General features: G+C 58.0%; 14 protein-coding genes. 5 read left to right on the top strand and 9 right to left on the bottom strand.

Annotated elements, in window-relative coordinates; genetic code table 11:
* The first annotated feature begins 201 nt into the window (after positions 1 to 201).
* Positions 202 to 4,452 (top strand): dermonecrotic toxin domain-containing protein, encoded by a 4,251-nt coding sequence (locus tag ACI7MX_RS04020; protein ID WP_405585118.1) that lies wholly within the window; start codon positions 202 to 204, stop codon positions 4,450 to 4,452.
* Positions 4,453 to 4,830: 378 nt separating this feature from the next.
* Positions 4,831 to 6,927, top strand: a complete 2,097-nt coding sequence (locus ACI7MX_RS04015) for a TonB-dependent receptor family protein (protein WP_405585115.1) — start codon at positions 4,831 to 4,833, stop codon at positions 6,925 to 6,927.
* A 66-nt stretch (positions 6,928 to 6,993) separates the two neighbouring features.
* Here the strand turns inward: ACI7MX_RS04015 and ACI7MX_RS04010 are convergent, their stop codons facing one another.
* From ACI7MX_RS04010 to glnE, 9 genes are all read right to left on the bottom strand, one after another.
* Complete coding sequence (locus tag ACI7MX_RS04010) at positions 6,994 to 8,433, bottom strand: lipopolysaccharide kinase InaA family protein (protein ID WP_405585113.1); 1,440 nt, start codon at positions 8,431 to 8,433, stop codon at positions 6,994 to 6,996.
* Complete coding sequence (locus ACI7MX_RS04005; RefSeq protein WP_314484298.1) at positions 8,433 to 9,185, bottom strand: lipopolysaccharide kinase InaA family protein; 753 nt, start codon at positions 9,183 to 9,185, stop codon at positions 8,433 to 8,435. Before ACI7MX_RS04005 ends, ACI7MX_RS04010 begins: the two co-directional genes overlap by 1 nt.
* Positions 9,182 to 9,916 (bottom strand): lipopolysaccharide kinase InaA family protein, encoded by a 735-nt coding sequence (locus ACI7MX_RS04000; RefSeq protein WP_314484295.1) that lies wholly within the window; start codon positions 9,914 to 9,916, stop codon positions 9,182 to 9,184. Before ACI7MX_RS04000 ends, ACI7MX_RS04005 begins: the two co-directional genes overlap by 4 nt.
* Positions 9,916 to 10,722 carry a lipopolysaccharide core heptose(I) kinase RfaP gene (gene rfaP / locus ACI7MX_RS03995; protein ID WP_405585108.1) on the bottom strand — a complete coding sequence of 269 codons (807 nt, stop codon included), beginning with the start codon at positions 10,720 to 10,722 and terminating at the stop codon, positions 9,916 to 9,918. The genes ACI7MX_RS04000 and rfaP overlap by 1 nt, the downstream gene beginning before the upstream one ends.
* On the bottom strand, positions 10,722 to 11,843 hold the full coding sequence (locus tag ACI7MX_RS03990; RefSeq protein ID WP_405585105.1) for a glycosyltransferase family 4 protein: 1,122 nt from the start codon (positions 11,841 to 11,843) through the stop codon (positions 10,722 to 10,724). The genes rfaP and ACI7MX_RS03990 overlap by 1 nt, the downstream gene beginning before the upstream one ends.
* Positions 11,843 to 12,904, bottom strand: a complete 1,062-nt coding sequence (gene waaC / locus ACI7MX_RS03985) for a lipopolysaccharide heptosyltransferase I (RefSeq protein ID WP_405585102.1) — start codon at positions 12,902 to 12,904, stop codon at positions 11,843 to 11,845. The genes ACI7MX_RS03990 and waaC overlap by 1 nt, the downstream gene beginning before the upstream one ends.
* The gene (waaF, locus tag ACI7MX_RS03980) at positions 12,905 to 13,939 is read right to left on the bottom strand and encodes a lipopolysaccharide heptosyltransferase II (protein ID WP_122785133.1); all 1,035 of its coding nucleotides are present in this window, start codon (positions 13,937 to 13,939) and stop codon (positions 12,905 to 12,907) included. It abuts the gene before it with no gap.
* A gap of 58 nt (positions 13,940 to 13,997) precedes the next feature.
* Positions 13,998 to 14,921: a branched-chain amino acid transaminase gene (locus tag ACI7MX_RS03975; RefSeq protein WP_122785134.1), complete on the bottom strand. Its 924-nt coding sequence runs from the start codon at positions 14,919 to 14,921 to the stop codon at positions 13,998 to 14,000.
* Between the two features lie 105 nt (positions 14,922 to 15,026).
* On the bottom strand, positions 15,027 to 18,005 hold the full coding sequence (gene glnE / locus ACI7MX_RS03970; RefSeq protein ID WP_405585098.1) for a bifunctional [glutamate--ammonia ligase]-adenylyl-L-tyrosine phosphorylase/[glutamate--ammonia-ligase] adenylyltransferase: 2,979 nt from the start codon (positions 18,003 to 18,005) through the stop codon (positions 15,027 to 15,029).
* Positions 18,006 to 18,390: 385 nt separating this feature from the next.
* On the opposite strand from glnE, the gene aceE reads away from it, so the two are divergent.
* From aceE to ACI7MX_RS03955, 3 genes are all read left to right on the top strand, one after another.
* Positions 18,391 to 21,036, top strand: a complete 2,646-nt coding sequence (gene aceE / locus ACI7MX_RS03965; protein ID WP_405585095.1) for a pyruvate dehydrogenase (acetyl-transferring), homodimeric type — start codon at positions 18,391 to 18,393, stop codon at positions 21,034 to 21,036.
* A gap of 11 nt (positions 21,037 to 21,047) precedes the next feature.
* The gene (gene aceF, locus ACI7MX_RS03960) at positions 21,048 to 22,724 is read left to right on the top strand and encodes a dihydrolipoyllysine-residue acetyltransferase (RefSeq protein WP_405585092.1); all 1,677 of its coding nucleotides are present in this window, start codon (positions 21,048 to 21,050) and stop codon (positions 22,722 to 22,724) included.
* 331 nt (positions 22,725 to 23,055) lie between these two features.
* Positions 23,056 to 25,737: a putative bifunctional diguanylate cyclase/phosphodiesterase gene (locus ACI7MX_RS03955; RefSeq protein WP_405585089.1), complete on the top strand. Its 2,682-nt coding sequence runs from the start codon at positions 23,056 to 23,058 to the stop codon at positions 25,735 to 25,737.
* Positions 25,738 to 25,782 lie beyond the last annotated feature (45 nt).

Here is a 25,782-nt window from a genome sequence, read left to right as displayed (position 1 = left end):
AAATGCTCCACGCGCCAGGTCTGTTCAGGTTTGAAACACTCGCCCAGCAAGCGCCTCATGGCCAAACATGCGCTATAGCGCCTTTGGCAGCCTGTTGCGCTGGCAATAAATATGTAAGCCCAACCCGTAGAGGTTCTGCGATTACCTGTGGGCATACCGTCGCACGCTCTCCCGCGTGTGCTTGCTCACAGGAACCGCTGTATGACCCATCACCTTGAACGGCTCAAAGGGGCAGAGCGCGAATTGCGCACCCTGAGCGACAACATGCCCAACCTGGATTTGTCTCTGGATCATCGGTTACGGGTGTTTTTCCCGCAGTTGCCCGATGACAGCTGCGTCGACTATTTATACGTCAGCTACGAAGCCCCGGCAGAACCCGGCCAATCGCCCGTTATCATCAGTCGCTCCATCAGTTCGTTGATTGACGAATGCTATCTGACACACCAGATACCTACCTTCGTACAAGGCGCAACTAACGTTTACACCTACGCCTATTCTCTGGACACACAAGATCTTGCGACCGGCATCACCTTGGCCGGGCTGGAAAAATACCTGGATTTCGTAATTAAGAACCTGGACCTCTGTGTAAAAGATGCCCTGACCGAATTCTGGCGCACGCCCAACAGTGATTTCAGAGGCGCGACGCCCAACGATTGGCTGAGTACCTATTCACGCAACTTGATCCTGAGCGAAGCCGAACTGCGACACGAAGACAACACGTTGAGCAGCCCTGCCAAAGAGGCAATCACGCAGATGTTGAGCCCAAGCGAGGGTTCGCCTGCGCCGGTTGCCAGTCCTTATGGCTTTTATACCCTGGCCTTGAAAGCCCAGCCTCAGGTCCGCAGGGTGGCCTTCAACGGCGTATTTATCATCACCGATAAAAGCCTGCTCACCCCGCACCTCGACCAAGACGACACCGCCCGCACACTGGTGCTCTTCACGCCCAGCAGCGGCCTGGAAGTTTTCGGGTCATTCAAGGCCCTTTCCCAGGAGTTGGGTGCACGCCTCAAAGACGCCCCCCAACGCCAGACGCTGCTCAGTTACATACTGGCCGAAGATCAGGGCCGTGCCCTTGAGCTTGATCAACTTGAGTACCTGCCCGTCACTGAAGACTTCAACACCTTCTACAGCGCACAACTGATCAATAAACAACAGCGCGATATGGCCTATGACTGGATATACGCGCGCAGCCATCGCGATGACTTTACTGTCGAGCAACTGTCCGAACGGGTGGACGCTTGCCTGTTGGCCAGTGGGGTCCTCAAGCCCGAGCTCATCTTGAGCGCGCGCTATACCCGACTGCTGGAAAGCCAATTGCCCACTTGGCTCAAAGCCGCCTCTGACGACGATAAAAGCCAATGGCGACTGGCGGTGGAGCGCCTGACGCTGGAGCGCCGGGCTTCACAGGTGCCCGACGGCCGTCTGCTGGCAGAGAGCGGGCACCGAAACACCCTCTTGGGCTACGCCAGAATCCAGCTCAAGCACGCAATCAAAAAGGATCATGGGCTGGATATCGACCCCGACAGCGTTTACATCGCCACCACAGAAGCTTTGCAATCCGGCCCGGTGATTAATCCCCTGTCAGGCTCAGGGTTTGCCGCAGGCGCCAGCATCAATACCACCGGCCCGACCATCACCTACCGCACCACCCGCCGTAGCCTCTGTGAACTGGCGCTGGCCAATGTCGGGAGCTGGGACGTGACATTTGCCCTGACGGCCCAGGTCACAGACGCTAACGGCAATCGCCATCCTGTGCTCACCCGCGCCTACCTCAAAGCCCTCGTTCGCCGTTTGGATATAGGGCAAAACTACAAAAGCTTATTGAACACCCTGCTGGTCAACTCCGCACAGGCACGCTGGCGTAAAGAACGCTATGTCGCCGTGAGTGATGCACAACTCAAGCTGGACCTGATAGAAGCCCGTCTGGCCGGAACTTTGGCCGCAGAACATGTGGCATGGATTGAAGCAGCACTGGATCACCCGATTGAAAAAAACCGGCCAAAGGTCAACGGTGCCGATATCAAAGTCCATTTACTGATGCTGCGTTACAAACCGTTGCCAGGGTTGCTGGTGTTCAGTTCGACCGGCTCAACACGGCTGATCTGCTACCTGCCGGGAGCCCCCGACCAGAGATGGTTCATCAACGTCAGCTCACGCAACGACTTGGGCCGAGTGTTGTCATTGGCCTATTTGCGTAATTACGTATTGCGCCGCGTGACCAATGCGCAACAGGCCTACATCACGCCCTTGCTCGACGAAAGGCTCACCGACAAAAACGTACAACTGCAACTCATCCCCCATCACATGCTGCAAGCGTCGTACGACACCGAAGCCTTGCATGCCATTCGTGACGCCGATGAACAATCAACCTCCACCTGGGAAAGTAATCTGAACACGGCCAAAGAGACTGCCTTGAACATCATTGATGTGGTGTCCTTTGTTCTGCCGGTCAAAGTGTTGCTTCCCGTGGCCCTCTCGCGTTTTATCTACACCCTGCTGCAAGGGGTGGATGCCCTGCAACGTGAAGAAAAACACGAAGCGATGCTGCATTTTCTGCAATCGATCACCCACCTCACCGACGGCGCTTCTGATTTCGCCGGATCGGCGGTGTTCGGTGCTGCCATCCGCCAACGCATCAAACTACCCGCCGCAGCGCTGAGTCCCGGCGCGGCGAGCAACCGCCCCAGAGCAGACCTGACACTGCGCCGCAGCGAGCAATTGGGCGCAGGCATTTATGAATCCAGGCCCACAGGTAATGGCCAACCCGACCATTACGTCAAAGACAGCAACGATCATCTCTACCGTTCGCACTATGACAACCTCGATGACGTGTGGCGGGTGAAAGATGAACGTAGACCCGATGCGCTATATGCCACGCCCGTGCGCGAAACATCGGCCGGGTTGTGGGATGTCGATATCACCAGCCCGCTGCTCGGCCAAAAAACCGGCATTGAACGACTCATAGAAAGCGCTCACGTCAGCGATATTGACCTGAGCCGTCATACACCCGATACAGACGGTATTTATAGCCTCAACAACAAGCGCTATATCAATCAGGATGGCAACGTGTTTGAGGTCTATAGCGGCTGGCTAGGGCGTAATTGGTACTTGCAAGTGCCAGGGAGCAGCGGCGCTGGGGGGGCCTATAAGGTCAGGTTTGAATCGGGTCTTTGGAAAATCAAGCATCGCTTGGCCAGCGGAACAAAACGCTGGGAGCCGTTGCTGCGCGATAGCACCCAGATACCGGAGCAGGTGCCGGGCATCACCTACAGCGCTTACGATGTGCCGGCCGAACACAAGGCCAACGTTCAAGACCTGATCAAACATCAACCCGGGTTGCTGGACCCCAACTGGATCGTAGCCGACCCGAACATCACCCGAACGGGGCAGTACTTCGCAACTTTTCGCCAAAAATTACTGACCGACGCCCGTGCTTTTTTTAAAACAGAGGTGATTAGATCCAGGAACACACGCCCCGAAATACCGGTGAACACCTCCCCGAAAGAACTGTTAAAACGCCTTCATGAAGAATCGCCCGGCATCGTCATCGGCGAAAAGCACTCGGAACAAGGAGGCAAAAAAATCCTCATTGACGAAATGGGTGACTTAGCTAAAAACAAGGTGAAAGCTCTGTACCTGGAGCATCTGCAAACCGATGCCCACCAAGCCTTGCTGGACGACTTTTTCAAAACGGGCAAGATGCCCATCATTCTGGATGAGTTTCTGAAAGCTCAGGATGCCGGCCATCAAATGTTGACGTCGAGTACCTACACCTACAGCAAGCTGGTGCGTGAAGCCAGACGGCACGGTATTCAAATCAGGGCCCTTGATTGCATGGCCAGCTACAACACTAAAGGCCTGCGCGGCGAGAACAAACACCTCATTCGCTATGAAATTTTCAGTTACTTCGCATCCAAAATCATTCGTGCTCATCAGGACAGCATCGGCGGCGGCAAGTGGATTGCCCTCACGGGGAACACCCACATCAATACCTTCCAAGGCGTGCCGGGTCTGGCAGAACTGGAAGGTGTCATCGGCCTGCGCATTTCCGACAGCGCGCCCGGCACCAGTCACGGGGTTCGGCAGAACACGCGGGTGGTGGTTGCACCTGAAGGCACGCAGCCGCACGCCACCCTGCTCAACGCTGACTATTGGCTACAAATCGACATTCCCGGCACCCCACCTAAAGCCCAAGCCATGACCCCGGCACACACCAGTCAACGGCTGAACCAGCCCGGTATGTTCAGGCTTGAAAATGCGGCTGAAGGGCGTGTGCATCTGGTCCATCGTGCTTCAAACGATGAAATTGTCCGAACCCCCGTGCAAAGCGACCCCAGCGGTCAGTTTTTTATCGAGCGGGCAAGTTGGGGGCCGATTCACGCCAAGCGCTACGATCACTTGAAAGACCTGATAAGTGACTTGAAGAACCAAGGCATGACTCAAATGATGTAAGCACACCGCCAGGGCAGTCAGGTATCTCCCTGGCTGCCAGCGCTCGCGCAATACAAGGCTGCCGTCGGTCGTTTGTCGATTAATCGTGAAAGGGCCACACCCACATAGCGACAACCGCAGAGGCGATCACATCCCTAAAAAATCTCGAGCATAAAGCCGATTGTTCCGTCATCTCCGGTTGCCCTTCACAAGGGTCAGGCACGCTAGCATTTAGCCTCGCGGTGCCCAATAACATGGCTGCCCACGTGATCGTCAGGCATCCACTTCCTAAAGTGAGCCAAGCAATCCCACGACTCACCCGCTAAACTGCGCGCCCTCTGCTAGCCTGATACCCGTCGCCCAAGACGGGTCGCGTCACACGGAACCCCGATACCCCTCATGAAATATTTTGCACCCGCTCGCCTAGCCGTTTTACTGCCCGGACTCTTCCTGACGCCCTGGAGCCTTGCCGAACCGCTGGAACTCGACCCCAGCGTAATTACCGGCTCACGCAGCGCCAGCCCAAGCTTCGATTTGCCGTATTCGGTAGACAGCATCGACCAGACGCAAATCCAGGACGGTCAACTGGGCATCAACGCCTCTGAAGTGCTGTCCCGTGTACCGGGACTGGTGGTGCAAAACCGTCAGAACTACGCGCAGGATTTGCAAATTTCATCCCGTGGTTTTGGCGCTCGCTCGGCGTTTGGCGTGCGCGGGATCAAGCTGATTGCCGATGGCATTCCGGCCAGCACCCCGGATGGTCAGGGCCAGGCGGCCACCTTTAACCTCGACACCGCCGAGCGCATCGAAGTACTGCGTGGCCCGGCGGCCACGCTGTATGGCAGCAATGCGGGCGGGGTGATTCAAATGTTTTCGCGCGATGGCGAAGGGCCTCCGCGTATTGGCGCCGAAACCCTGGTGGGCAGCGACGGCATGAGCAAAAACCACCTGACGGCCGAAGGTGCGGTTGATGACGTGGGCTTTGTGCTCGACGCTTCGCGCATGGACACCGATGGCTATCGCGACCACAGCGCCGCCCGCCGCGATCAGACCTTTGCCAAGCTCAATCTGAAGCCCGACGAAGACAGCAAACTGGCGCTCATTTACAGCAGCCTTGAACAGAACGGCACCCAAGACCCCTTGGGCCAAAGTTGGGCCGCCTACAAGGCCGACCCGCGCTCCGTGACGCCCAACGCGCTGACCTACAACACGCGCAAAAGCATCGATCACCAGCAAGTGGGCCTGAACTACGAACGCTACATCGGCGACGCGACCTTGCAGGTCAACGCGTACACCGGCACCCGCAGCGTGATTCAGTATTTGGCTATTCCCAAAGGAACGCCGGGTAATGAACAAGGCGGGGGCGTCGTTCAATTCGACCGTAAATTCTACGGCGGCAGCCTGCGCTGGATGCAGCCGGTGTATGGCGTACCGGGTAACCTAACCTTGATCGGCGGCCTAGATTTCGACCAAAGCCAGGATAGCCGCCACGGCTACAACAACTACATTGGCGATCAACTGGGTGTTAAAGGCGCAATGGTTCGTGACGAAGTCGATACCGCCCGCAGCCTAGACCCATACGTGCAAGCAAACTGGGAGCTGGACAACTGGACGGTGCAGACGGGCTTGCGCTACAGCACCATGGAAATGGATGTCGATGATCAGTTCATAACGGCCACCAATGGCGACGACAGCGGCACCAAACGCTACGAAAAAGCCACGCCGTCGATAAGCGTGATGTATGCCTTCACACCTGAACTACATGGTTATGTCAGCGCAGGTAAAGGCTTTGAAACGCCGACTCAGGCCGAGCTGGCGTACTCGCCAAGCGGACAGGGTTTTAACTTCGGCCTCAAGCCGTCTGAAAGCACACAATACGAAATGGGGTTGAAAGCCCAGCTCAACAACACACGAATCAATGCAGCGGTGTTCCAGATCACCACTGAAGATGAACTGGTGGTTTTAGACAACAAGTTTGGACGCACCACCTACCAAAACGCTGGCCGCACACTGCGTCGTGGCTTTGAACTGGGGATCGAAAGCCAGCTTAGCGAGCATTGGACCACTTCCCTGGCTTACACCCGCCTGCAAGCGACCTACGATAGCGATTTTGTTAGCGGTAGCGGAACTTCAAGAAAAGAAGTCGCCAAGGGCAACTACCTGCCGGGCGTGCCGCAGACTACGTTGTTTGCTGAAGTGAACTGGAAACCGGCCGACTGGGTCAGCACGGCGATCGAGGGCATGTACCGCAGCAAAGTCTATGTCGAAGACACCAACACTGCCAAGGCGGCCCCAGCATATAGCGTGTTCAACTGGCGGGCGAAGTTTGAGCAGAAGGTCGAGCACTGGACCTTCCACCAGACGTTACGCTTGGACAACTTGCTGGACCGTCAGTATGTGGGCTCGGTGATTGTGGCGGACGGCAATAGCCGCTTCTACGAAGCCGCACCGGGCCGTTCGTGGTACGCCGGTGCCGGAGCGCAGTACAGCTTTTAATCGCAAAGATAAACAGATCGCAGCCTGCGGCAGCGAACGTGTTCTCGGTCTTTTTGATCTGTTGCTTCACACGTCTTTCGGCAAGCGCTGATCAATCACCTGATACAAGGCACTGCCCGCCGGCCAGTTGCGCATAAAGCGCGCACGGTCACGGGCATACGCCGGGGCGAAGCTGCTCTGTGAGGCGTGCTGGCACATCGAGTCCAAATCAATCAGCGCCCAGCGCCCCTCGTCCCAGAACACGTTATAGCCCTTGAGATCACCGTGACTGATGCGCTCGCGGATCAAGTCGGCAAACAGACGATCCAGCGCCTGTAACTCAGCCTCAGGGGCATCGCCGTTCTCGGTATACGGGGCAAAACGCTCAATGATGTCCGGCCCCGGCAGGTACTCGGTCACCAGATACGCTTTGGCGCGCAACCACAAAAATCGGGTTTCAAGCAGTGCCAGCGGCTTGGGCGTGGCGATGCCAAGGAAGGCCAGCCGATTGCCTTCACGCCACGAATGCCAAGCCCGGCTCGGCCGCCAAAAGCGCGTCAGCCAGTGAGCAAAACTTTTGATGTTGTAGCGTTTGATCACCAGCGAGCGGTCCGCCACCTCAACCTTGCCCACCGTGGCTGTGCCACCGGTTTTGTACAGATGACTGTTATCGAGCAAAGCATCGGCATGCACCAGTACTGGCATCATCGCCGCCTCTTCCTCACGGCGCACGGCGCGCAAGGCAAACGGCCCACGCTGCACACTGAACAAGGTGCAATCACGGCCCGTCTTGTTTAGAAAATTATTCAAGCGCCAACTGCGCACTTTTTCGACCTGTTTTAGCAGGGCTTCAAGTGGCAACGCGTTTTCGCCGTTGCTCAGCAGGTAATGCACGAGCAATTCTTCAGTAAACGGTTCAAGGGATTTGGGCAGCTGCGCAAAAAACACCCCGAGGTTTTCCAAGACTTTGTCACGAGACAGCGGTTTGCCTGCCTGCTCGACATGGATACCGGCCCCATCAATCAGGTACAACTGACCGTTGTGACGCAGCAGGTTGTCCAGGTGCAAATCTTCCTGCCACACGCCCTTGAGGTGCATCTGGCCTATCGCCGCCAAGGCTTGCCCCAGCACCGCTTGCTGTTCATCCGCCAGCACCGGTAAATCCTGCACCGCCTTCCAGGCTTCATCGAGGCTTTGCGCGCCATCCAGAAACTCGAACAACAGCCAGCCGCCCTCGCCGTCCAACAAGCCATCGGCCAGCAATTGAGGGGTGGTCAGACCTTGCTCGGCCAGCAGTTGCACACCGGCCAGCTCACGCCCGAACTCACGTGCGGCTTTGCTGCCGACCATCAACTTGGCCAGCACCGTACGTCCGCGCCACACACCCGCACCCACATAACGCTGACCCGGCAGCACACGCAGCAAGGTCAGCATTTGCAACTGCGCAGGCCCGGCTGCGTCTGCCAGTTCAATGCTCAGCGGCAAGCCCGGCGTACGCCCGGCGTGTTGCAGTTCGGATAAGCGCATCAGCGAGTTTCCTTATGTGTGCGACGACCGTTCAAACGCTCAAGCCAGGTGTTCACCAGAGCGCTGTCATGCGGCTGATCGAGATAGGCGGCCAGCAGGGCGCGCACATCGGACTCATTCCAGGCATGGGCGCGGCGCAGTAACGGCTCGAGGTCTTTGACACGGTCGCGCTGGCCCAGCAGCAATGGCCGGGTTTTCTCCAGGTCGATCAATTGCGCGCGGTAGGCGTCGCCGTCAGCCTGCAAGAAAATATGCTTGGGATAGAAACAACCGTGAACCTGACGCAACGCGTGCAACTGACGCGCCAGTTGGCCACAGGCCAACACAATGGCCCGCTGCTGTTGCTCGGTCAGCTGCGGCCATTGGGCCAACAATGAATCGAGGTCTTTCCAGCCATCCAGCGCACGGGTCATCAGAATGGCCCGACGTTCGCCCGGCACTTTTCGCTCGCCAAAAAAGACCGCTTCAAGCGCAGGAATCCCCAACTGCTGATACCGGCGGATATTACGAAACTCGCGGGCAAAACTGGGCTCGCCCAGTGGGCTGTGCAACGTACGGGTCAAGTAGTTGCTCTGGCGCTTGAGGTAGAAGCCCTGGCCTTCGCAATCCAGTCGGAACACACGGCTCCAGCCATCGCCACGGGTGTTGGGTTCGTCCACTGCATCCAGCTGCACGTTCCACAAGGCGTCAAAATCGGCCAGCCCATTGCGCTCAAGCAAAGCGCGGTCAGCGGGCGCCACAAAGTCAGTCATTCCCGGCCCTCAAAAAAACGCACGATATGGCGGACTCGTTCCTTGTCTGCGGCGTTGAGCGTCGTACGCCCGGTGTATTGGAAATAAAAGCGTAAACGCTGAGTGTAAGAAAGGTGGTATTTAGCCACTTTGTCCAGGCACGCCAGGTCTTTGGTAATGCGGTACTTGAGCCAGAAGCCGCGCCAGAAATCACCGTTCGGGCAATCGATAAAGTACAACGTGGGCTGGTCGTCGATCAGCAGGTTGCGCCACTTCAAGTCATTATGCGTAAAGCGGTGGTCATGCATGGTCTTGGTGCAATGCGCCAATTGGCGACTCACGCAATCGACCCAGGCACGGTCCTTGAGCAACGGATCGTGGTTGTCCGCCAAGTCCGACAGGTCTCGGGTGTTGGGCAATTCGCGGGTGATCAGGGCACCACGAGCGTAGGCAAAGCCACTGCGTTCAAGCCCCCACGCCACCACTTCAGCCGTGGGAATCCCCCACTTGGCGAAGCGTTTGAGGTTCTGCCACTCCGACTTCACCCGTGGGCGGCCCACGTAGCGGCGCAAGCCTTTGCCTGCGCCGGTGTAGCGTTTGACGTAGTAATTGACCCCGCCAAGCTTGACCCGAATCACTTCAGACAAGGGGTCACGGGTCAGGTGCTCGCCCTTTAAGGCAAACACCGCATCCAGGCTGCCAAAGTCTGCGGCCAACTCACTGTAAGCAGGGTTCAGATTCCATCCCGCCATTACAGTGCATCTCCGTGACGCAGCTTACGGGCGTACAGCTTGCTCGCCTTGCCTTCCAGCCACGTCAGCAGGCTGGCTTCATCACGCAGAATCTGACGCAACGGCTGCTGGAAGTAACCCCGCAGGAAGCGCAACTTGTCACGCTGCGTCAGGCCAATGTCCAGTGCCGAGAAATACAGCGCAGCCAGATCCTTGTTGCGCCAGCGGTTGCTGATCACTGTGTGGATTTGCGCACGGTGCAGATCAATGATCGACACGCGCAGATTATTGACTGTGACCGGCGTGTCGGTGTGCAGCAAAAAGTGGCAGATGTAACAGTCGCGATGGTTCACACCTGCGCGGTGCATCATGCCGGTCATGCGGGCCACTTCAGCAATCAGCGCGCGCTTGAGCGGCGGCTGCGGCGGTTGCTTGACCCAATTGAGGGTGAAGTCTTCCAGACTGATCGTAGGCGCCAGTTCTTCGGTGACAATGAACGAATGCTGGGTCGCCGGGTTGCTGCCTTTTTCGCCATACGCGACGGCAGTCATGGTGGGCACGCCGACTTCAGTCAAGCGCTTGATTGCCCGCCATTCCTGGCCAGCTCCCAGAACGGGCAGCTTGGCCGACAGCAGGTTTTTGAACACCTCACCCCAGCCAATGCCACGGTGAATCTTTACAAAATAACCATGCCCGTCGACGACGGTACGCAAGGTACGACGCCCTTCCAGCTCGCGGTACACGTCGCCCTCCAGGCGCTCGACTTCGGCAAACGCATCGCGCCCGGCCCACAGGCTCTTGAACGGTTCTGCCAGTATCAGTTTCATCAGTGTTGCTCCGCCAGAATCACATCCGCAGCATGTTGCGGCATGCTATAGAGGTCGGCCGTCTGCGCGTAGGCCAGGCCATTACGGCTCCAGGCTGCGCGCGCAGCATCATCGGACAACATGTGAGTCAAATAATCGTTGAGTTGCGACTGTTCGAACGGTTCGCCCAGCACACGGCCTGCGTCTGCATCGGCGATGTAATGGGCATAGCCGCACACTGCACTGACCAGCACAGGCAAGCCCGCCACCAACGCTTCCAAGAGTACGGTGCCGGTGTTTTCGTTATAGGCCGGGTGAATCAGCACGTCCGCACCCAACAGGAAGCGCGGAATATCGCTGCGCCCTTTGAGAAACTGCACATGCTCGCCCAGCCCCAGCGTCGCGCTTTGCAGTTGGAAAACCTTGGGGTCGTCCTGACCAATCACAAACAAACGCGTACGCTTTTTCAGCTCCCCAGGCAGCGCCGCCAGTGCTTTTAGGCTGCGGTCGACCCCCTTGGTCTTGAACCCCGAGCCGATCTGCACCAGCAGCAGATCGTCGTCTGCCAGCTTGAATTCGCGGCGAAACTCGGCACGAACCTCGGCCGCATTGGGCGGCGCACGCCGGTCCAGCGCAATACCCGGCGGCAGCAAGTGAAAGCGCTCCGGCGGGGTGTGGTAATGCTTGATGAACAGCGGTTGCTGGACTTCGGAAATCATCAGGATTTGCGTCTTGGCGTCCTTGTCGAACACCGCACGCTCGTACTCGGCAAAATGCTTGTAGCGCTTGAAATAGCGGTAGAACGAATGACGCAGGTTCTGCGCCTTGTCTTCAAAACAACCATCGGCGGCGTAGTACACGTCCAGCCCCGGCATTTTATTAAAGCCAATCAGGCGGTCGACCGGGCGTTTGGCCAGATCGGCCTGCATCCAGGCGAGCATTTTCTCGTTGCGGGTGTGATTGTGGAACGCCTTCACCGGCGCGACCAACACTTCAAAACCGGGCGGAATGTCACCTTCCCAAATCATCGTGTACACACGAATTTGATGGCCACGCTGCTGGCATTCCAGCGCGATGCGCATGAAATCGCGTTGCAGCCCGCCAAACGGGAAATATTTGTACAGTACAAAAGCCAGTTGCATCAGCGCAGTTCCTCAGCCAGTAACAACGTGCTTAATCGACTCGCGACACGCTCAGGGTTCAAACGGGTGAAGCACAAAGGCCACTCGTTTTTCAGATCAAACCGCTGCTGGTCCTGGGCAGTCGGCGTGTAGGTGCATTTTTTTTGCAGGCACGGCGCACACGGAAAATCGCTGGCCAAATGGATTTGCGCCTTGCCATAGGCCCCGGTCAGGCCGGGGTTGGTCGGGCCAAACAGGGAAATGGTGGGCACATCCAGTGCCGCCGCCAAATGCCCCAACCCGGTATCCACCGCCACACACGCGCTGGCACTGGCCAGCACTTTGGCAACGCCCGCCAGGTTCAGCTTGGGCAACACCACGGCATGCGGCATGCCGCTGGCAATGCGCTCGGCGCGAGCTTTTTCAGCCGGGTTGCCCCAAGGCAAACGCACTTCGACGCCCAGATGACCCATGCGAAGGGTTAAATCGCGCCAATACACCTCAGGCCAGTGCTTGGTGTCCCACGTAGTGCCGTGCAGAAACAATACGTAGGGCTTTTTGCGCGGTAATTCAACCAAGCGATCAACGTCGAGGCCGTAATCACCCAGCCCTTTGGGCAGGTCGTAACCCAGCGCAACGGCAAATAACTGACGCAAACGCTCAACCGCGTGCTGCCCGCGAGCCACGGCCAGGCGACGCTGATAAAAACGGCTGGCCAAGGGTTCGCGGGCCGAGTTTTTGTCCAACCCGGCCACCGGTGCGTTGACGTATCGGGTCAGCCACGCGCTTTTTACCAGGCCTTGGGCGTCAATCACGAGGTCGTATTTTTCGGCGCGCAGGCTTTGTTTAAACCGCTTCCACTCACCGCTCTTGAGGGTTTGCCAGATATTTTTGCGCCAGCGACGAATGGCCACCGGGATTACCTTATCCACCGCCGGGTGCCAGGTCGGGATCTCGGCAAAGCCTTCTTCCACCACCCAGTCAAAGGTAATGCCCGGAATCGCCCGCGCCGCATCGGTCAACGCCGGCAGCGCATGAATCACATCCCCAAGGGATGAGGTTTTCACCAACAGAACGCGCACCTAGTTGACCTCGACCACTGAACCCTGCAACCGCTGCAAGGCTTCAAGCACAGGCGCAGGCATCAGTTCACGCAGGCAGTTGTAGTGCCCGAAACGGCAGGTGCGATCAAAACACGGGCTGCATTCGAGCCCCAGACGCACAATCTCGACCTTGTCGGCTAAAGGCGGGGTGAAGCCCGGCGAGGTCGAACCATACACCGCCACCAGTGGGCGATTAAGCGCCGCAGCCACGTGCATCAGCCCGGAATCGTTGGACACCACGGCATCAGCGCACGACAGCAAGTCGATGGCTTCAGCCAGCGAAGTCTCGCCACTGAGGTTGACGGACTCTTCACGCAGGCCGGGAATCAAGCGTGCGCGAATGTCTTCACCCACGCCATGATCGTTTTTGGAGCCAAACAGCCAGACTTGCCAGCCTTCGCGGATCTTTTGCTCAGCCACGGCAGCGTAGTGCTCGGACGGCCAGCGCTTGGACTCACCGAACTCGGCGCCGGGGCACAGCGCCAGCACGGGCCGGTCCATCGTCAGACCAAACTTGTTCAGCGCGCCATCGCGGCTTACCGGGTCAATTTGTAAATCAGGGCGCGGGTACGGCCGGGGCAGGTCTGCGCCCGGCTCATACGCCAGCGCCATGAAACGCTCGATCATCAGCGGGTAACGCGCTTTATCGAGCGTTCGCACATCGTTGAGCAGCCCGTAACGGAACTCGCCGCGCCAGCCGGTGCGTTTGGGGATGCCGGCGAAAAAAGGCACCAGGGCCGATTTCAACGAGTTAGGCAGCAGGATGGCCTGATCGTACTGGCCCTTGAGGGACTTGCCGATCTTGCGCCGCGTAGCCAGTTCCAGCGCGCCGTGGCCGAGCGGAAAGCTCAAGGCCTGGCGCACTTCAGGCATGCGCTCAAGGATGGGCCGGCTCCACTCGGGGGCCAGCACATCGATTGCACACTCTGGGTGACGCTGTTTCAGGCACTGGAACAGTGTCTGCGCCATCACCATGTCACCGACCCAGCTGGGCCCAACGATCAAAATATTCATAAGTTTCCATAAACAAGCAAGGGAGGCATTCGCCTCCCCGCTGTGATGCCATATCGCTTTATTTGACCAGTGTACGCCACTCTGGGTGGTTCGATGTTTTGCCGGTCACTAGATCAAAGTAGGCTTTTTGCAGTTTTTCAGTAATCGGGCCACGACGGCCGATACCAATTTGACGACCGTCCACTTCGCGAATCGGCGTTACTTCAGCGGCGGTGCCGGTAAAGAACGCTTCGTCGGCGATGTACACCTCATCGCGTGTAATCCGTTTTTCAACAAACTTGTACCCGTGCTCAGTGGCCAGCGTCAGGATCGTGCTGCGCGTGATGCCGTTCAGGCACGCCGTCACGTCCGGGGTGTAAATCACACCGTCTTTGACCAAAAACACGTTTTCGCCCGAACCTTCAGCCACAAAGCCTTCCGGGTCCAGCAACAGCGCTTCGTCAGCACCGCCAGAAATCGCTTCCTGCAAGGCCAGCATCGAGTTGATGTAGTGACCGTTGGCCTTGGCGCGGGTCATGGAAATGTTCACGTGGTGACGGGTAAAGGAGCTGGTGCGCACCTTGATCCCGACTTCCAGCGCTTCGGCGCCCATGTAGGCACCCCAGCTCCACGGCGCAATGATCACATGAACCTTCAGACCGGTGGCGCGCAGGCCCATGGCTTCAGATCCGTAGAACACCATCGGACGGATGTAGGCGCTGTCGAGGTTGTTTTCACGCACCGCCAGGCGGGTCGCTTCATTAATTTCGTCTTTGCTGAACGGGATCTTCATGCCCATGATGTGGGCCGAATCGAACAGGCGGTCAGTGTGCGCCTGCAAACGGAAAATCGCCGCACCTTGCGGGGTTTCGTAAGCGCGCACACCTTCAAACACGCCCATGCCGTAGTGCAATGTATGGGTCAGCACGTGGGTTGTGGCATCGCGCCACGGCACCAGCTTGCCGTCATACCAGATCACACCATCACGATCAGCCATCGACATCATTAAGATCCTCATAAGAGCAGCTTCAAGCTGCAAGTTTTAAGCGGCAAGAAGCAGCTTCAAGCGGCAAGCTTAGAGCAGCTTCAAGCCATCGGCAGCAAGCTTTTACTTGCCGCTTGTAGCTTGATTCTTGCCGCTGCTTTCCCACAACCCCAATTGTTGCCAGATACGCCGCACATGGCGACGCTCCATGACAAACTGATCTCCGCCGACCACCCCGGCCTCCTTCTGCAAGGCTTGCCGGTGGGCGACGGCGCGAAAGGCTTTGTAAGCCTCGCGCAACAGACTGGCATCAGCAGCAGGCATCAGCCCGGCGTCTTCCAGCCCTTCCAGAATGCGGATGTTATCGGTGTAGCGCAGTAACGCCGGGTGTTCCCTGGACCACGCCAGGGCCGCGTATTGCACCATAAATTCAATATCGACGATACCTCCAGCGTCTTGCTTGAGATCGAAGGGCACCGTGGGCTGGAAGGCATTTTCCGCCGTACCGGCAACCGTGATGCGAGTGCCCAGGTTGTCACGCATTTTGGCGCGCATCTCGCTGACTTCCTGACGCAGCTTCGGCAGGTCACGCTCACGCTCCAGCACATGGGCGCGCACCTTCTCGAACGCTGCCCCGACCTGTTTACACCCAACTAACACGCGCGCCCGTACCAACGCCTGATGTTCCCAGGTCCAGGCTTCGTTTTCCTGATAACGCTCAAAGGCGCCCAGCGAGCTGACCAACAAGCCCGAAGCCCCTGAAGGACGCAAGCGCATATCAACTTCATACAGCTGGCCGGAGTTGGTTTGCGCGGTCAGTAAATGAATGATTCGCTGCCCCAGACGCGTGAAAAACTGCGACCCGTCGATCGGCTTGGCGCCATCGGTTTCGGCATTGGGGTCACCGTCATGAATAAACACCAGGTCCAGATCCGAGCCATGCCCCAATTCGATCCCGCCGACTTTGCCGTAGCCGACAATAATAAAGCCGGGGTCGCACAAGCTGCCGTCGGTGCGCAGCGGCGTGCCGTACTTGGCCACCGTCTGGCGCCAGGCCAGTGCCAGCACTTGCTCCAAAATGGCTTCGGCCAGCCAGGTCAGGTAATCGCTGACTTTCATCAGTGGCAGACTGCCGGCGATTTCCGAGGCGGCCACTCGCAAACGGTGCGCCAACTTGAAGTTACGCAACGCTTCCATTTGCTGTTCAAGATCGTCTTCGGGAATGCGGGTCAAACGCTCGCGCAGCTCGGCAGCCAACTCAGGCGCCAGCGGCGGCTTGAACAGTCGGCCCTCGTTCAGCAATTCGTCGAGCAACAGCGGAAAGCGGGTAATTTGCTCGGCAATCCACGGGCTGGCTGCGCACAGGGTCAGCAAACGGCGCAGCGCGTCGGGGTTTTCAGTCAGCAAGACTAAATAAGCTGAACGTCGCGCAACCGCCTCAACCAGCGGCAAGACCCGCTCCAGCACCAGATCCGGGTTGGCGTGCTCGACCGCTTGAGCCAAAAGCCTCGGGATAAAGGCATCCAGCCGCTCGCGCCCCAAACGCTGCATCGCGCGCAACTGCGGGCTGGCACGCAGCGCGGCCAGTTGCTTCAATGCTTTGGGGGCATCGACAAATCCCGCTTCTTCAAGCTGGACACAGGCAGCAGCGTCGTCTTGTACTTCCTCCCACAAGGGCAGCCACTCACCGCCGACGATCAGTTCGCCCTCGTCGATGTCTTCTTCATCATCCGGGTCGGCGATGACCTGACGGAAATGCCAGTCAATTCGTTCACGCCACGCCATGAGCTGCGCGTGGAAGGCGGCCCAACTGTCGAAACCCATCATGAAGGCGATACGCGCCTGATCCTGTTCGGTGTCCGGCAGCATCTGGGTCTGGCGATCAGCAATGGCCTGTATCGCGTGCTCGGTGTAGCGCAAGAATTCGTAGCCTTCGCGCAACTCACCCACCACCGCGGCGGGCAAATAGCCCTGCCCTTCGAGGATTTTCAGCACTTTAAGCAGCGGACGCTGCTGCAAGCTGAGGTCGCGTCCGCCGTGAATCAGCTGAAACGCCTGAGCAATAAACTCGACTTCACGAATCCCGCCCGCCCCCAGCTTGATGTTGTCGGCCATGCCTTTGCGCCGCACTTCCTGCTGAATCAACTGCTTCATGGTGCGCAACGCTTCAATGGCGGAGAAGTCGAGGTAACGCCGATAAACGAAGGGGCGCAGCAAGTCGAGCAACTGCGCGCCCATCACTTGATCACCGGCCACCACACGGGCCTTGATCATGGCGTAGCGCTCCCAGTCGCGCCCTTGGTCCTGGTAATACTGCTCCAGTGCGTTAAAGCTCAAAACCAACGCACCCGACGAGCCATAGGGGCGCAACCGCATGTCTACGCGAAATACAAACCCGTCGACCGTCATGGGGTCCAGTGCTTTGATCAGACGCTGACCCAGGCGGATAAAAAACTCCTGATTATCCAGCGGGCGCTTGGCACCGACCGTCTCCCCGCCCTCGGGATAGGCAAAAATCAGGTCGATGTCCGACGACAGGTTCAGCTCGACTGCGCCGAGCTTGCCCATGCCCAGAATCACCATCTGCTGCGGCTCGCCACTGCGGTGCCCAGTAGGCGTACCGAATTGCTGGCAATGGCGCTGATACAACCAGCGGTAGGCCTGGTCGATAGAGGCGTCAGCCATGTCCGATAGGTCGCGACAGGTTTCAATCAAATCGGCCTGACGGGTGAGGTCACGCCAGATAATCCGGATTTGCTGGCGAGTGCGCTGACGGCGCAGCTCACGGCCCAATTCATCATCAGTGCCAGCCTGTTCAACGGCAGCGCCAATCTGCCCGCACAGTTCACCCGGGGCAAAGCTGCGCTCCAGCTCACCGGAACTCACCAGCGCCAGAAACATCAACGGGTCACGTGAAACGTGCTCAATAAAAAAGTCACTGGCCGCACTGACCCGATGAAAGTCAGACCAACGATCCGACGACCAGTCATCCAGCCCGAGCCCGCCCGCAAGGTCAGCGACTGCTGCACGCCACGCGTGTTCTGCGCGACTGGCAAGTGGCAACAAAAGGCTTGGGAGGGGGACTAGCGAGGGAAGGCTCATGGTCTATCCTTGATCGGCGACAGGGTTGCCGGGTACGGTGACAGGAAGAAACAGCGGTTAAATCCGACTGTCTAACAAAGGTTGTAAATAGCTTAATTTTGGTTTTTATTGGCAGCAAACATCTACGCCAATGGCCTAATAGTCAATATCTAACCAACATTATCGATTTTTCCCACAAGGCAACAGACCGCCAGCAGAGCACTTCATGTAGTTTTACTACTGACCTGCAGAGTCGAAAGGCTGAAATGGCCGACGATTTGTAGTAAAACTACACAACGCCGGAAAACAACCTTTCGGCGATCCAAGAATTTATGTCGTCTGCCCACAAGGCCAGTCGCAAACTCAGGCAACCGATTCTGGAAGCCTTTCCGCCCTGGAGCAAGCCATGCAAGACCTCGATCCCGTCGAAACCCAGGAATGGCTGGACGCCCTGGAATCGGTTCTCGACAAAGAAGGCGAAGAACGCGCTCACTACCTCATGACCCGTATGGGTGAGCTCGCTACCCGCACCGGTTCGCAACTGCCGTACGCCATCACCACGCCATACCGCAACACGATTCCTGTTACCCACGAAGCACGCATGCCTGGCGACCTGTTCATGGAACGCCGCATTCGCTCGCTGGTACGCTGGAACGCCATGGCGATGGTTATGCGCACGAACCTGAAAGATTCTGACCTGGGCGGTCACATCTCCAGCTTCGCTTCCAGCGCAACCTTGTATGACATCGGCTTCAACTACTTCTTCCAGGCTCCGACCGAAGAACACGGCGGCGACCTGATCTACTTCCAGGGCCACACCTCCCCAGGCGTTTACGCCCGTGCGTTCATGGAAGGCCGCATCACCGAAGACCAGATGAACAACTTCCGTCAGGAAGTCGACGGTCACGGTTTGTCGTCTTACCCGCACCCTTGGCTGATGCCTGATTTCTGGCAGTTCCCTACCGTCTCGATGGGCCTTGGCCCGATTCAGGCGATCTACCAGGCACGCTTCATGAAGTACCTGGAAGCGCGCGGCTACATTCCAGCCGGCAAGCAAAAAGTCTGGTGTTTCCTGGGCGACGGCGAGTGCGACGAGCCGGAATCCCTGGGCGCCATCTCCCTGGCTGGCCGTGAAAACCTCGACAACCTGATCTTCGTCATCAACTGCAACCTGCAGCGCCTCGATGGCCCGGTTCGCGGCAACGGCAAGATCATCCAGGAACTTGAAGGCGTGTTCCGTGGTGCTCACTGGAACGTGACCAAAGTCATCTGGGGCCGTTTCTGGGACCCACTGCTGGCCAAAGACGTCGACGGCATCCTGCAACGCCGCATGGACGAAGTCATCGACGGCGAATACCAGAACTACAAAGCCAAAGACGGCGCGTTCGTACGTGAACACTTCTTCAACACGCCAGAACTCAAGGCGATGGTTGCTGACCTGTCCGACGACGAAATCTGGAAACTCAACCGTGGCGGCCACGACCCGTACAAGGTCTACGCGGCGTACCACGAAGCGGTCAATCACAAAGACCAGCCAACCGTCATTCTGGCCAAGACCATCAAAGGTTATGGCACAGGCGCCGGCGAAGCGAAAAACACCGCGCACAACACCAAGAAGGTTGATGTTGAAAGCCTGAAGCTGTTCCGCGATCGTTTCGACATTCCGGTCAAAGATGAAGAGATCGAATCCCTGCCATTCTTCAAACCCGAAGAAGGCAGCGCTGAAGCACGCTACCTGATGGAGCGTCGCACAGCACTGGGTGGCTTCGTGCCTCAGCGTCGCGCCAAGAGCCTGAGCATTCCGACGCCGCCACTGGACACCCTCAAGGCTATCCTTGACGGCTCCGGCGACCGTGAAATCTCCACCACCATGGCCTTTGTGCGCATCCTGGCACAGCTGGTGAAGGACAAGGACATCGGTCAGCGCATCGTTCCGATCATCCCGGACGAAGCCCGTACCTTCGGTATGGAAGGCATGTTCCGTCAGTTGGGCATCTACTCGTCCGTTGGCCAGCTCTATGAGCCAGTCGATAAAGACCAGGTGATGTTCTACAAAGAAGACAAAAAAGGTCAGATTCTCGAAGAAGGCATCAACGAAGCAGGCGCCATGAGCTCCTTCATCGCGGCCGGTACTTCGTACTCCAACCACAACCAGCCCATGCTGCCGTTCTACATCTTCTACTCGATGTTCGGCTTCCAGCGTATTGGCGACCTGGCTTGGGCTGCTGGCGACAGCCGCACCCGTGGCTTCCTGATCGGCGGCACCGCCGGGCGTACCACGCTCAACGGTGAAGGCCTGCAACACGAAGACGGTCACAGCCACATTCTGGCTTCGACCATCCCGAACTGCCGCACCTTCGATCCGACCTACGGCTATGAGCTGGCGGTGATCATTCAGGACGGCATGAAGAAGATGACCGAAGAGCAACAGGACGTCTTCTACTACATCACCGTGATGAACGAGTCATACCAGCAGCCTGCCATGCCGGCCGGTGTTGAAGAAGGCATCGTCAAAGGGATGTACCTGCTTGAAGAAGACACCAAGGAAGCGGCTCACCACGTACAACTGATGGGCTCCGGCACCATCCTGCGTGAAGTGCGTGAAGCGGCGAAAATCCTGCGTGACGAATTCAACATCGGTGCTGACGTATGGAGCGTGACCAGCTTCAACGAACTGCGTCGCGACGGCCTGGCCGTAGAGCGCACCAACCGTATGCACCCGGGCCAGAAGCCTAAGCTGAGCTACGTTGAAGAATGCCTGACAGGCCGTAAGGGTCCGGTTATTGCTTCGACTGACTACATGAAGCTGTTCGCTGAACAGATTCGCCAGTGGGTACCGGTCAAGGAATTCAAAGTGCTGGGCACTGACGGTTTCGGCCGCAGCGACAGCCGCAAAAAACTGCGTCACTTCTTCGAAGTAGACCGTCATTTCGTGGTGTTGGCAGCCCTGGAAGCACTGGCTGACCGTGGCGACATCGAACCTAAGGTGGTTGCAGAAGCCATCGTGAAGTTCGGTATCAACCCGGAAAAACGCAACCCACTGGACTGCTGAGGAGAATATTTGTGAGCGAACTCATTCGAGTACCTGACATCGGCAGCGGTGACGGTGAAGTCATCGAACTGTTTGTAAAAGTCGGCGACCGTGTAGAAGCGGACCAGAGCATTCTGACGCTGGAATCGGACAAGGCGAGCATGGAAATCCCTGCTCCCAAGGCCGGTATCGTCAAAAGCCTGAAAGTAAAGCTGGGCGACCGTTTGAAAGAAGGCGATGAATTGCTGGAGCTGGAAGCCGAAGGCGACGCTGCGGCACCTGAAGCGCCAGCCGCTGCCCCAGCGGCCGCTGCTGAAAAGCCAGCTGCCGCGCCAGCTGCCGCGCCAGCTGCTGAGGCCCCAGCGGCCCCGGCTGCTGCACCTGCACCTGCACCTGCACCTGCACCTGCAAGCTCGACTGTTCAGGACATTCATGTCCCGGACATCGGCTCGTCGGGCAAAGCCAAAATCATCGAGATTCTGGTCAAGGCTGGCGACACCGTTGAGGCTGATCAATCGCTGATCACCCTCGAGTCCGACAAGGCCAGCATGGAAATTCCATCGCCGGCTGCCGGTGTGGTGGAAAGCATTGCGGTCAAGCTGGACGATGAAGTTGGCACTGGCGACTTCATCCTCAAGCTTAAAGTGGCGGGCGCTGCGGCGCCTGCAGCACCGGCCCAAGCCGCGTCAGCACCTGCTGCCAACGCTCAAGCGCCTGCCGCTGCTCCAGCACCTGCGCCAGCCGCCAAAGCCGAGGCTGCTCCTGCCCCGGCCGCAGCGCCTGCACCAAAAGGCGGCAAGGTTCACGCCGGCCCTGCTGTGCGTCAACTGGCCCGCGAGTTCGGTGTCGAGCTGAGCGCCGTGCCGCCAACCGGCCCGCACGGGCGCGTCATCAAGGAAGACGTACAGGCTTACGTCAAAGCCATGATGCAGAAGGCCAAGGAAGCGCCGGCTGCCGGTGCAACCGGTGGTGCTGGCATCCCGCCAATTCCGACCGTCGACTTCAGCCGTTTCGGTGAAGTGGAAGAAGTGGCCATGACTCGCCTGATGCAAATTGGCGCGTCGAGCCTGCACCGCAGCTGGCTGAACATCCCGCACGTGACTCAGTTCGATCAGGCTGACATCACTGAGCTGGAAGCCTTCCGCGTTGCGCAGAAAGCTGTCGCCGAAAAAGCCGGTGTGAAACTGACTGTGCTGCCTCTGCTGCTCAAGTCCTGCGCGCACCTGCTCAAGGAAATGCCGGACTTCAACAGCTCGCTGGCGCCAAGCGGCAAAGCGATCATCCGCAAGAAGTACGTCAACATCGGCTTCGCCGTAGACACCCCGGATGGCCTGCTGGTACCTGTGATCAAGAACGTTGATCAGAAGAGCCTGCTGCAACTGGCAGCCGAAGCCGCGGCACTGGCTGCCAAGGCCCGTGACAAAAAGCTGACTGCTGACGACATGCAAGGCGCTTGCTTTACTATTTCCAGCCTCGGCCACATTGGCGGCACCGGCTTCACGCCGATCGTCAACGCGCCGGAAGTGGCGATCCTGGGTGTTTCCAAGGCCACCATTCAGCCAGTCTGGGATGGCAAAGCCTTCCAGCCGAAACTGATGCTGCCTTTGTCGCTGTCCTACGATCACCGTGTGATCAACGGCGCCGCGGCTGCACGCTTCACCCAGCGTCTGAGCCAGTTGCTGGGCGACATCCGCACGATCCTGCTGTAAGCCACGTCCCGGCCTTCCTCACCGAAGGCCGGGATAGCGCACTGTTTTCCGAGCGCCACGCTCGTACCTCAACCCCGCTCTTTTGGCGGGGCTTTTTTTGCCTGCGATTTATGAAAGCCCCTCACCCTAACCCTCTCCCAGAGGGAGAGGGTTGGGGTGAGGGCCAAGGTATAAAGAAACTCCAGAATCCTGAACACCAGCCGATAGCCTTCTATAGCACTTAGCCTCCTTGTTCACTTGTCAGCGCAGTGTGCTTGATGCAACCTTGCCGATAACCACATGATAAGGGCATCCGCCCGTGCGCCATCAGCATTTGTGAAGCGAGTGTTCAATGAAAAGCCAACCCGATGCTGCCGTGCGCATGGCATCCGAGGTCGTGACCCAGTTACCCGTGCCTTCGCGGCTCGGCATGCTGCGTTTCGAGCGGCTTAATGACGCCAGTTGGGCACTGCTTTATCTCGATCCTAACTGCGAACGCCATTTCGGCGCTTCAGCGAATGAGCTGTGCACTCAGGTCACGTCACCCTATGCCAGCTTGATGGAGCCTAAAGCCCGCCATCAATTGCATGAGTCCATTACCCGCCAACTCATCAGCGAGCCTCACTACGTCGTGCATTACACCTTGCACACGCAACAGGGCCCACTGAAGGTGATGGAAGCGGGCGAAACCTACAAACACCATAGCCGCCACTTGCTACGGGGCTACCTGTTGGTGCTTGAAAACGCACCGTCTTCAGCCTTGACCGAACCAGAATCCCAGAACAGCCGACTGCATATGGCGTTGGAGCTCAACCAGCGTGCCCAGCAAGAACAACTCCAGCACCTGGAGCGCGTTCGCGCTCAACAGGAGTTAATTCTGTTGCTCGCCCGTCACCGCTACAGTCAGCACAACTCACTGCAAGAAGCGGCCGAACTGATCACCCGCAGCGCTTGCGACATGTATCAAGTCGATGGCGCGAGCCTGTGGAACCTTGAAGGCAACGCCTTGCACCCCGTTTCGGCCTTCCTGCGTGAAAGCCAGAGCTTTGTGTTGCTCAACACACTCGATATCAGCCAGTTCCCTGACTACCTTGAAGCCCTGCACACCAGCCGCTCCATCGATGCGCACAACGCCAACCGCGACCCGCGCACCCGTGAACTCATCGCCACCCAGAGCCGCCACGAGACCAATGCCATGCTGGACGCCAGCATCCGCATCGACGGACAGGTCGTGGGTGTACTGTGCCTTGAGCAAACCGGTACAAGCCGGGTGTGGCAATCGGATGAAATAGCCTTTGCCGGCGAACTGGCCGACCAGTTCGCGCAAGTCATCAACAACCACAACCGACGCACAGCCACCAGCGCCTTGCACCTGTTTCAGCGGGCTGTCGAGCAAAGCGCCAACGCCTTCTTGCTGGTCAACTGCGAAGGTGTGGTGGAGTACGTCAACCCCAGCTTTACCGCTATCACCCAGTACAGCTCCGACGAAGTGCAGGGCCAGAAGTTAAGCGAGCTGCCCGCACTGGAGAACCTCAGCGACCTGTTGTTTGATGCGCATTCGAGCCTGAGCAAAGGCAACAGTTGGCAAGGCGAGTTCAAAAGCCGACGCAAAAACCTCGAACCGTACTGGGGCCAAATGTCGATCTCCAAGGTGTACGGCGACCACCGGGAACTGACCCACTACATCGGCATTTACGAAGACATCACCGAAGCGAAACTGGCGCAGCAGCGCATAGAACGCTTGGCCTATACCGACAATTTGACCAGCCTGGGCAATCGCCCTGCGTTTATCCGCACCCTTGATGAGCGCTTTGCCCGCACCAGCACCGGCCCTATTTGCCTGCTACTGGTCGACATCGATAACTTCAAGCGCATCAATGACAGCCTCGGCCATCAAACGGGTGACAAACTGCTGATCAGCCTGGCACGACGCCTGCGCAATACCCTTAGCCCCGCTGACATTCTGGCGCGCTTCGCCAGTAATGAATTTGCTGTATTGCTTGACGACACCGCAGTAGAAGCCGGCCAAGACACCGCCAACCAACTGCTCATGACCTTGGACAAACCCATGTTTGTCGACAATCAGCTCATCAGCGTGACCGGTTCTGTCGGCGTTGCCTGCGCTCCTTTGCACGGGCTCGACCCGCAAACGCTGATGCGCAATGCCGGGCTGGCGCTGCACAAAGCCAAAGCTAACGGTAAACATCAGGTTCAAGTCTTCACTGAGGCCCTGAACGCTGAAGCCAGCTACAAACTTTTCGTCGAAAACAACCTGCGCCGAGCCCTCACGCAAAACGAACTCGACGTGTTCTACCAACCCAAGCTATGCCTGCGCTCCGGGCGATTGCTCGGCATGGAAGCCTTGCTGCGTTGGAACCACCCTGAAAAAGGCATGATCCGCCCGGACCAGTTCATCAGCGTGGCTGAAGAAACCGGGTTGATTATTCCAATTGGCAAATGGGTGGCACGTCAGGCCTGCCGCATGAGCAAGCACCTGAGCGACAACGGGCTGGGCAACCTGCAAGTGGCGATCAATCTGTCGCCCAAGCAGTTCTCCGACCCCGATCTGGTGGCCTCCATCGCCACCATCCTCAAGGAAGAACAACTGCCTGCTGGCCTGCTGGAACTCGAACTGACCGAAGGTCTGCTCCTCGAAGCCACAGATGACACGCGTTTGCAGCTCGACCAGCTGAAAGAGATGGGCCTGACCTTGGCCATGGACGATTTTGGCACCGGCTATTCTTCGCTCAGCTACCTGAAAAAATTCCCGATCGACGTCATCAAAATTGACCGCAGCTTCGTCAAAGACATTCCCGACAACCAAAACGACATGGAAATCACCTCCGCAGTGATTGCCATGGCCCATAACCTCAAGCTCAAAGTGGTCGCCGAAGGCATCGAAACGGCTGCCCAGCTTGCTTTTCTGCGTCGCCACCGGTGCGATGTGGGTCAAGGTTATTTGTTCGACCGCCCTATCCCCGGCGATGAACTGATGGAAAAACTCAAACGCTATCCACGCGGCCCTTTGGCCTGACAGCATTGCAACACTCGGGCACACTGCTAGCCTGACTTCCTACAC

Origin of the sequence: Pseudomonas sp. 2024-210, assembly GCF_045062345.1 — a bacterium.
Lineage (GTDB): Bacteria > Pseudomonadota > Gammaproteobacteria > Pseudomonadales > Pseudomonadaceae > Aquipseudomonas.
The sequence above is the reverse complement of the archived record's forward strand: the minus strand, read 5'-3'. Positions and strand labels throughout refer to the sequence as shown.

Bases quoted from the DNA above. Each gene is read 5' to 3' on its own strand.
- ACI7MX_RS04020 (WP_405585118.1), top strand. From the start codon at position 202: ATGACCCATCACCTTGAACGGCTCAAAGGGGCAGAGCGCGAATTGCGC.
- ACI7MX_RS04015 (WP_405585115.1), top strand. From the start codon at position 4,831: ATGAAATATTTTGCACCCGCTCGCCTAGCCGTTTTACTGCCCGGACTC.
- ACI7MX_RS04010 (WP_405585113.1), bottom strand. From the start codon at position 8,433: ATGCGCTTATCCGAACTGCAACACGCCGGGCGTACGCCGGGCTTGCCG.
- ACI7MX_RS04005 (WP_314484298.1), bottom strand. From the start codon at position 9,185: ATGACTGACTTTGTGGCGCCCGCTGACCGCGCTTTGCTTGAGCGCAAT.
- ACI7MX_RS04000 (WP_314484295.1), bottom strand. From the start codon at position 9,916: ATGGCGGGATGGAATCTGAACCCTGCTTACAGTGAGTTGGCCGCAGAC.
- rfaP (WP_405585108.1), bottom strand. From the start codon at position 10,722: ATGAAACTGATACTGGCAGAACCGTTCAAGAGCCTGTGGGCCGGGCGC.
- ACI7MX_RS03990 (WP_405585105.1), bottom strand. From the start codon at position 11,843: ATGCAACTGGCTTTTGTACTGTACAAATATTTCCCGTTTGGCGGGCTG.
- waaF (WP_122785133.1), bottom strand. From the start codon at position 13,939: ATGAATATTTTGATCGTTGGGCCCAGCTGGGTCGGTGACATGGTGATG.
- ACI7MX_RS03975 (WP_122785134.1), bottom strand. From the start codon at position 14,921: ATGTCGATGGCTGATCGTGATGGTGTGATCTGGTATGACGGCAAGCTG.
- glnE (WP_405585098.1), bottom strand. From the start codon at position 18,005: ATGAGCCTTCCCTCGCTAGTCCCCCTCCCAAGCCTTTTGTTGCCACTT.
- aceE (WP_405585095.1), top strand. From the start codon at position 18,391: ATGCAAGACCTCGATCCCGTCGAAACCCAGGAATGGCTGGACGCCCTG.
- ACI7MX_RS03955 (WP_405585089.1), top strand. From the start codon at position 23,056: ATGAAAAGCCAACCCGATGCTGCCGTGCGCATGGCATCCGAGGTCGTG.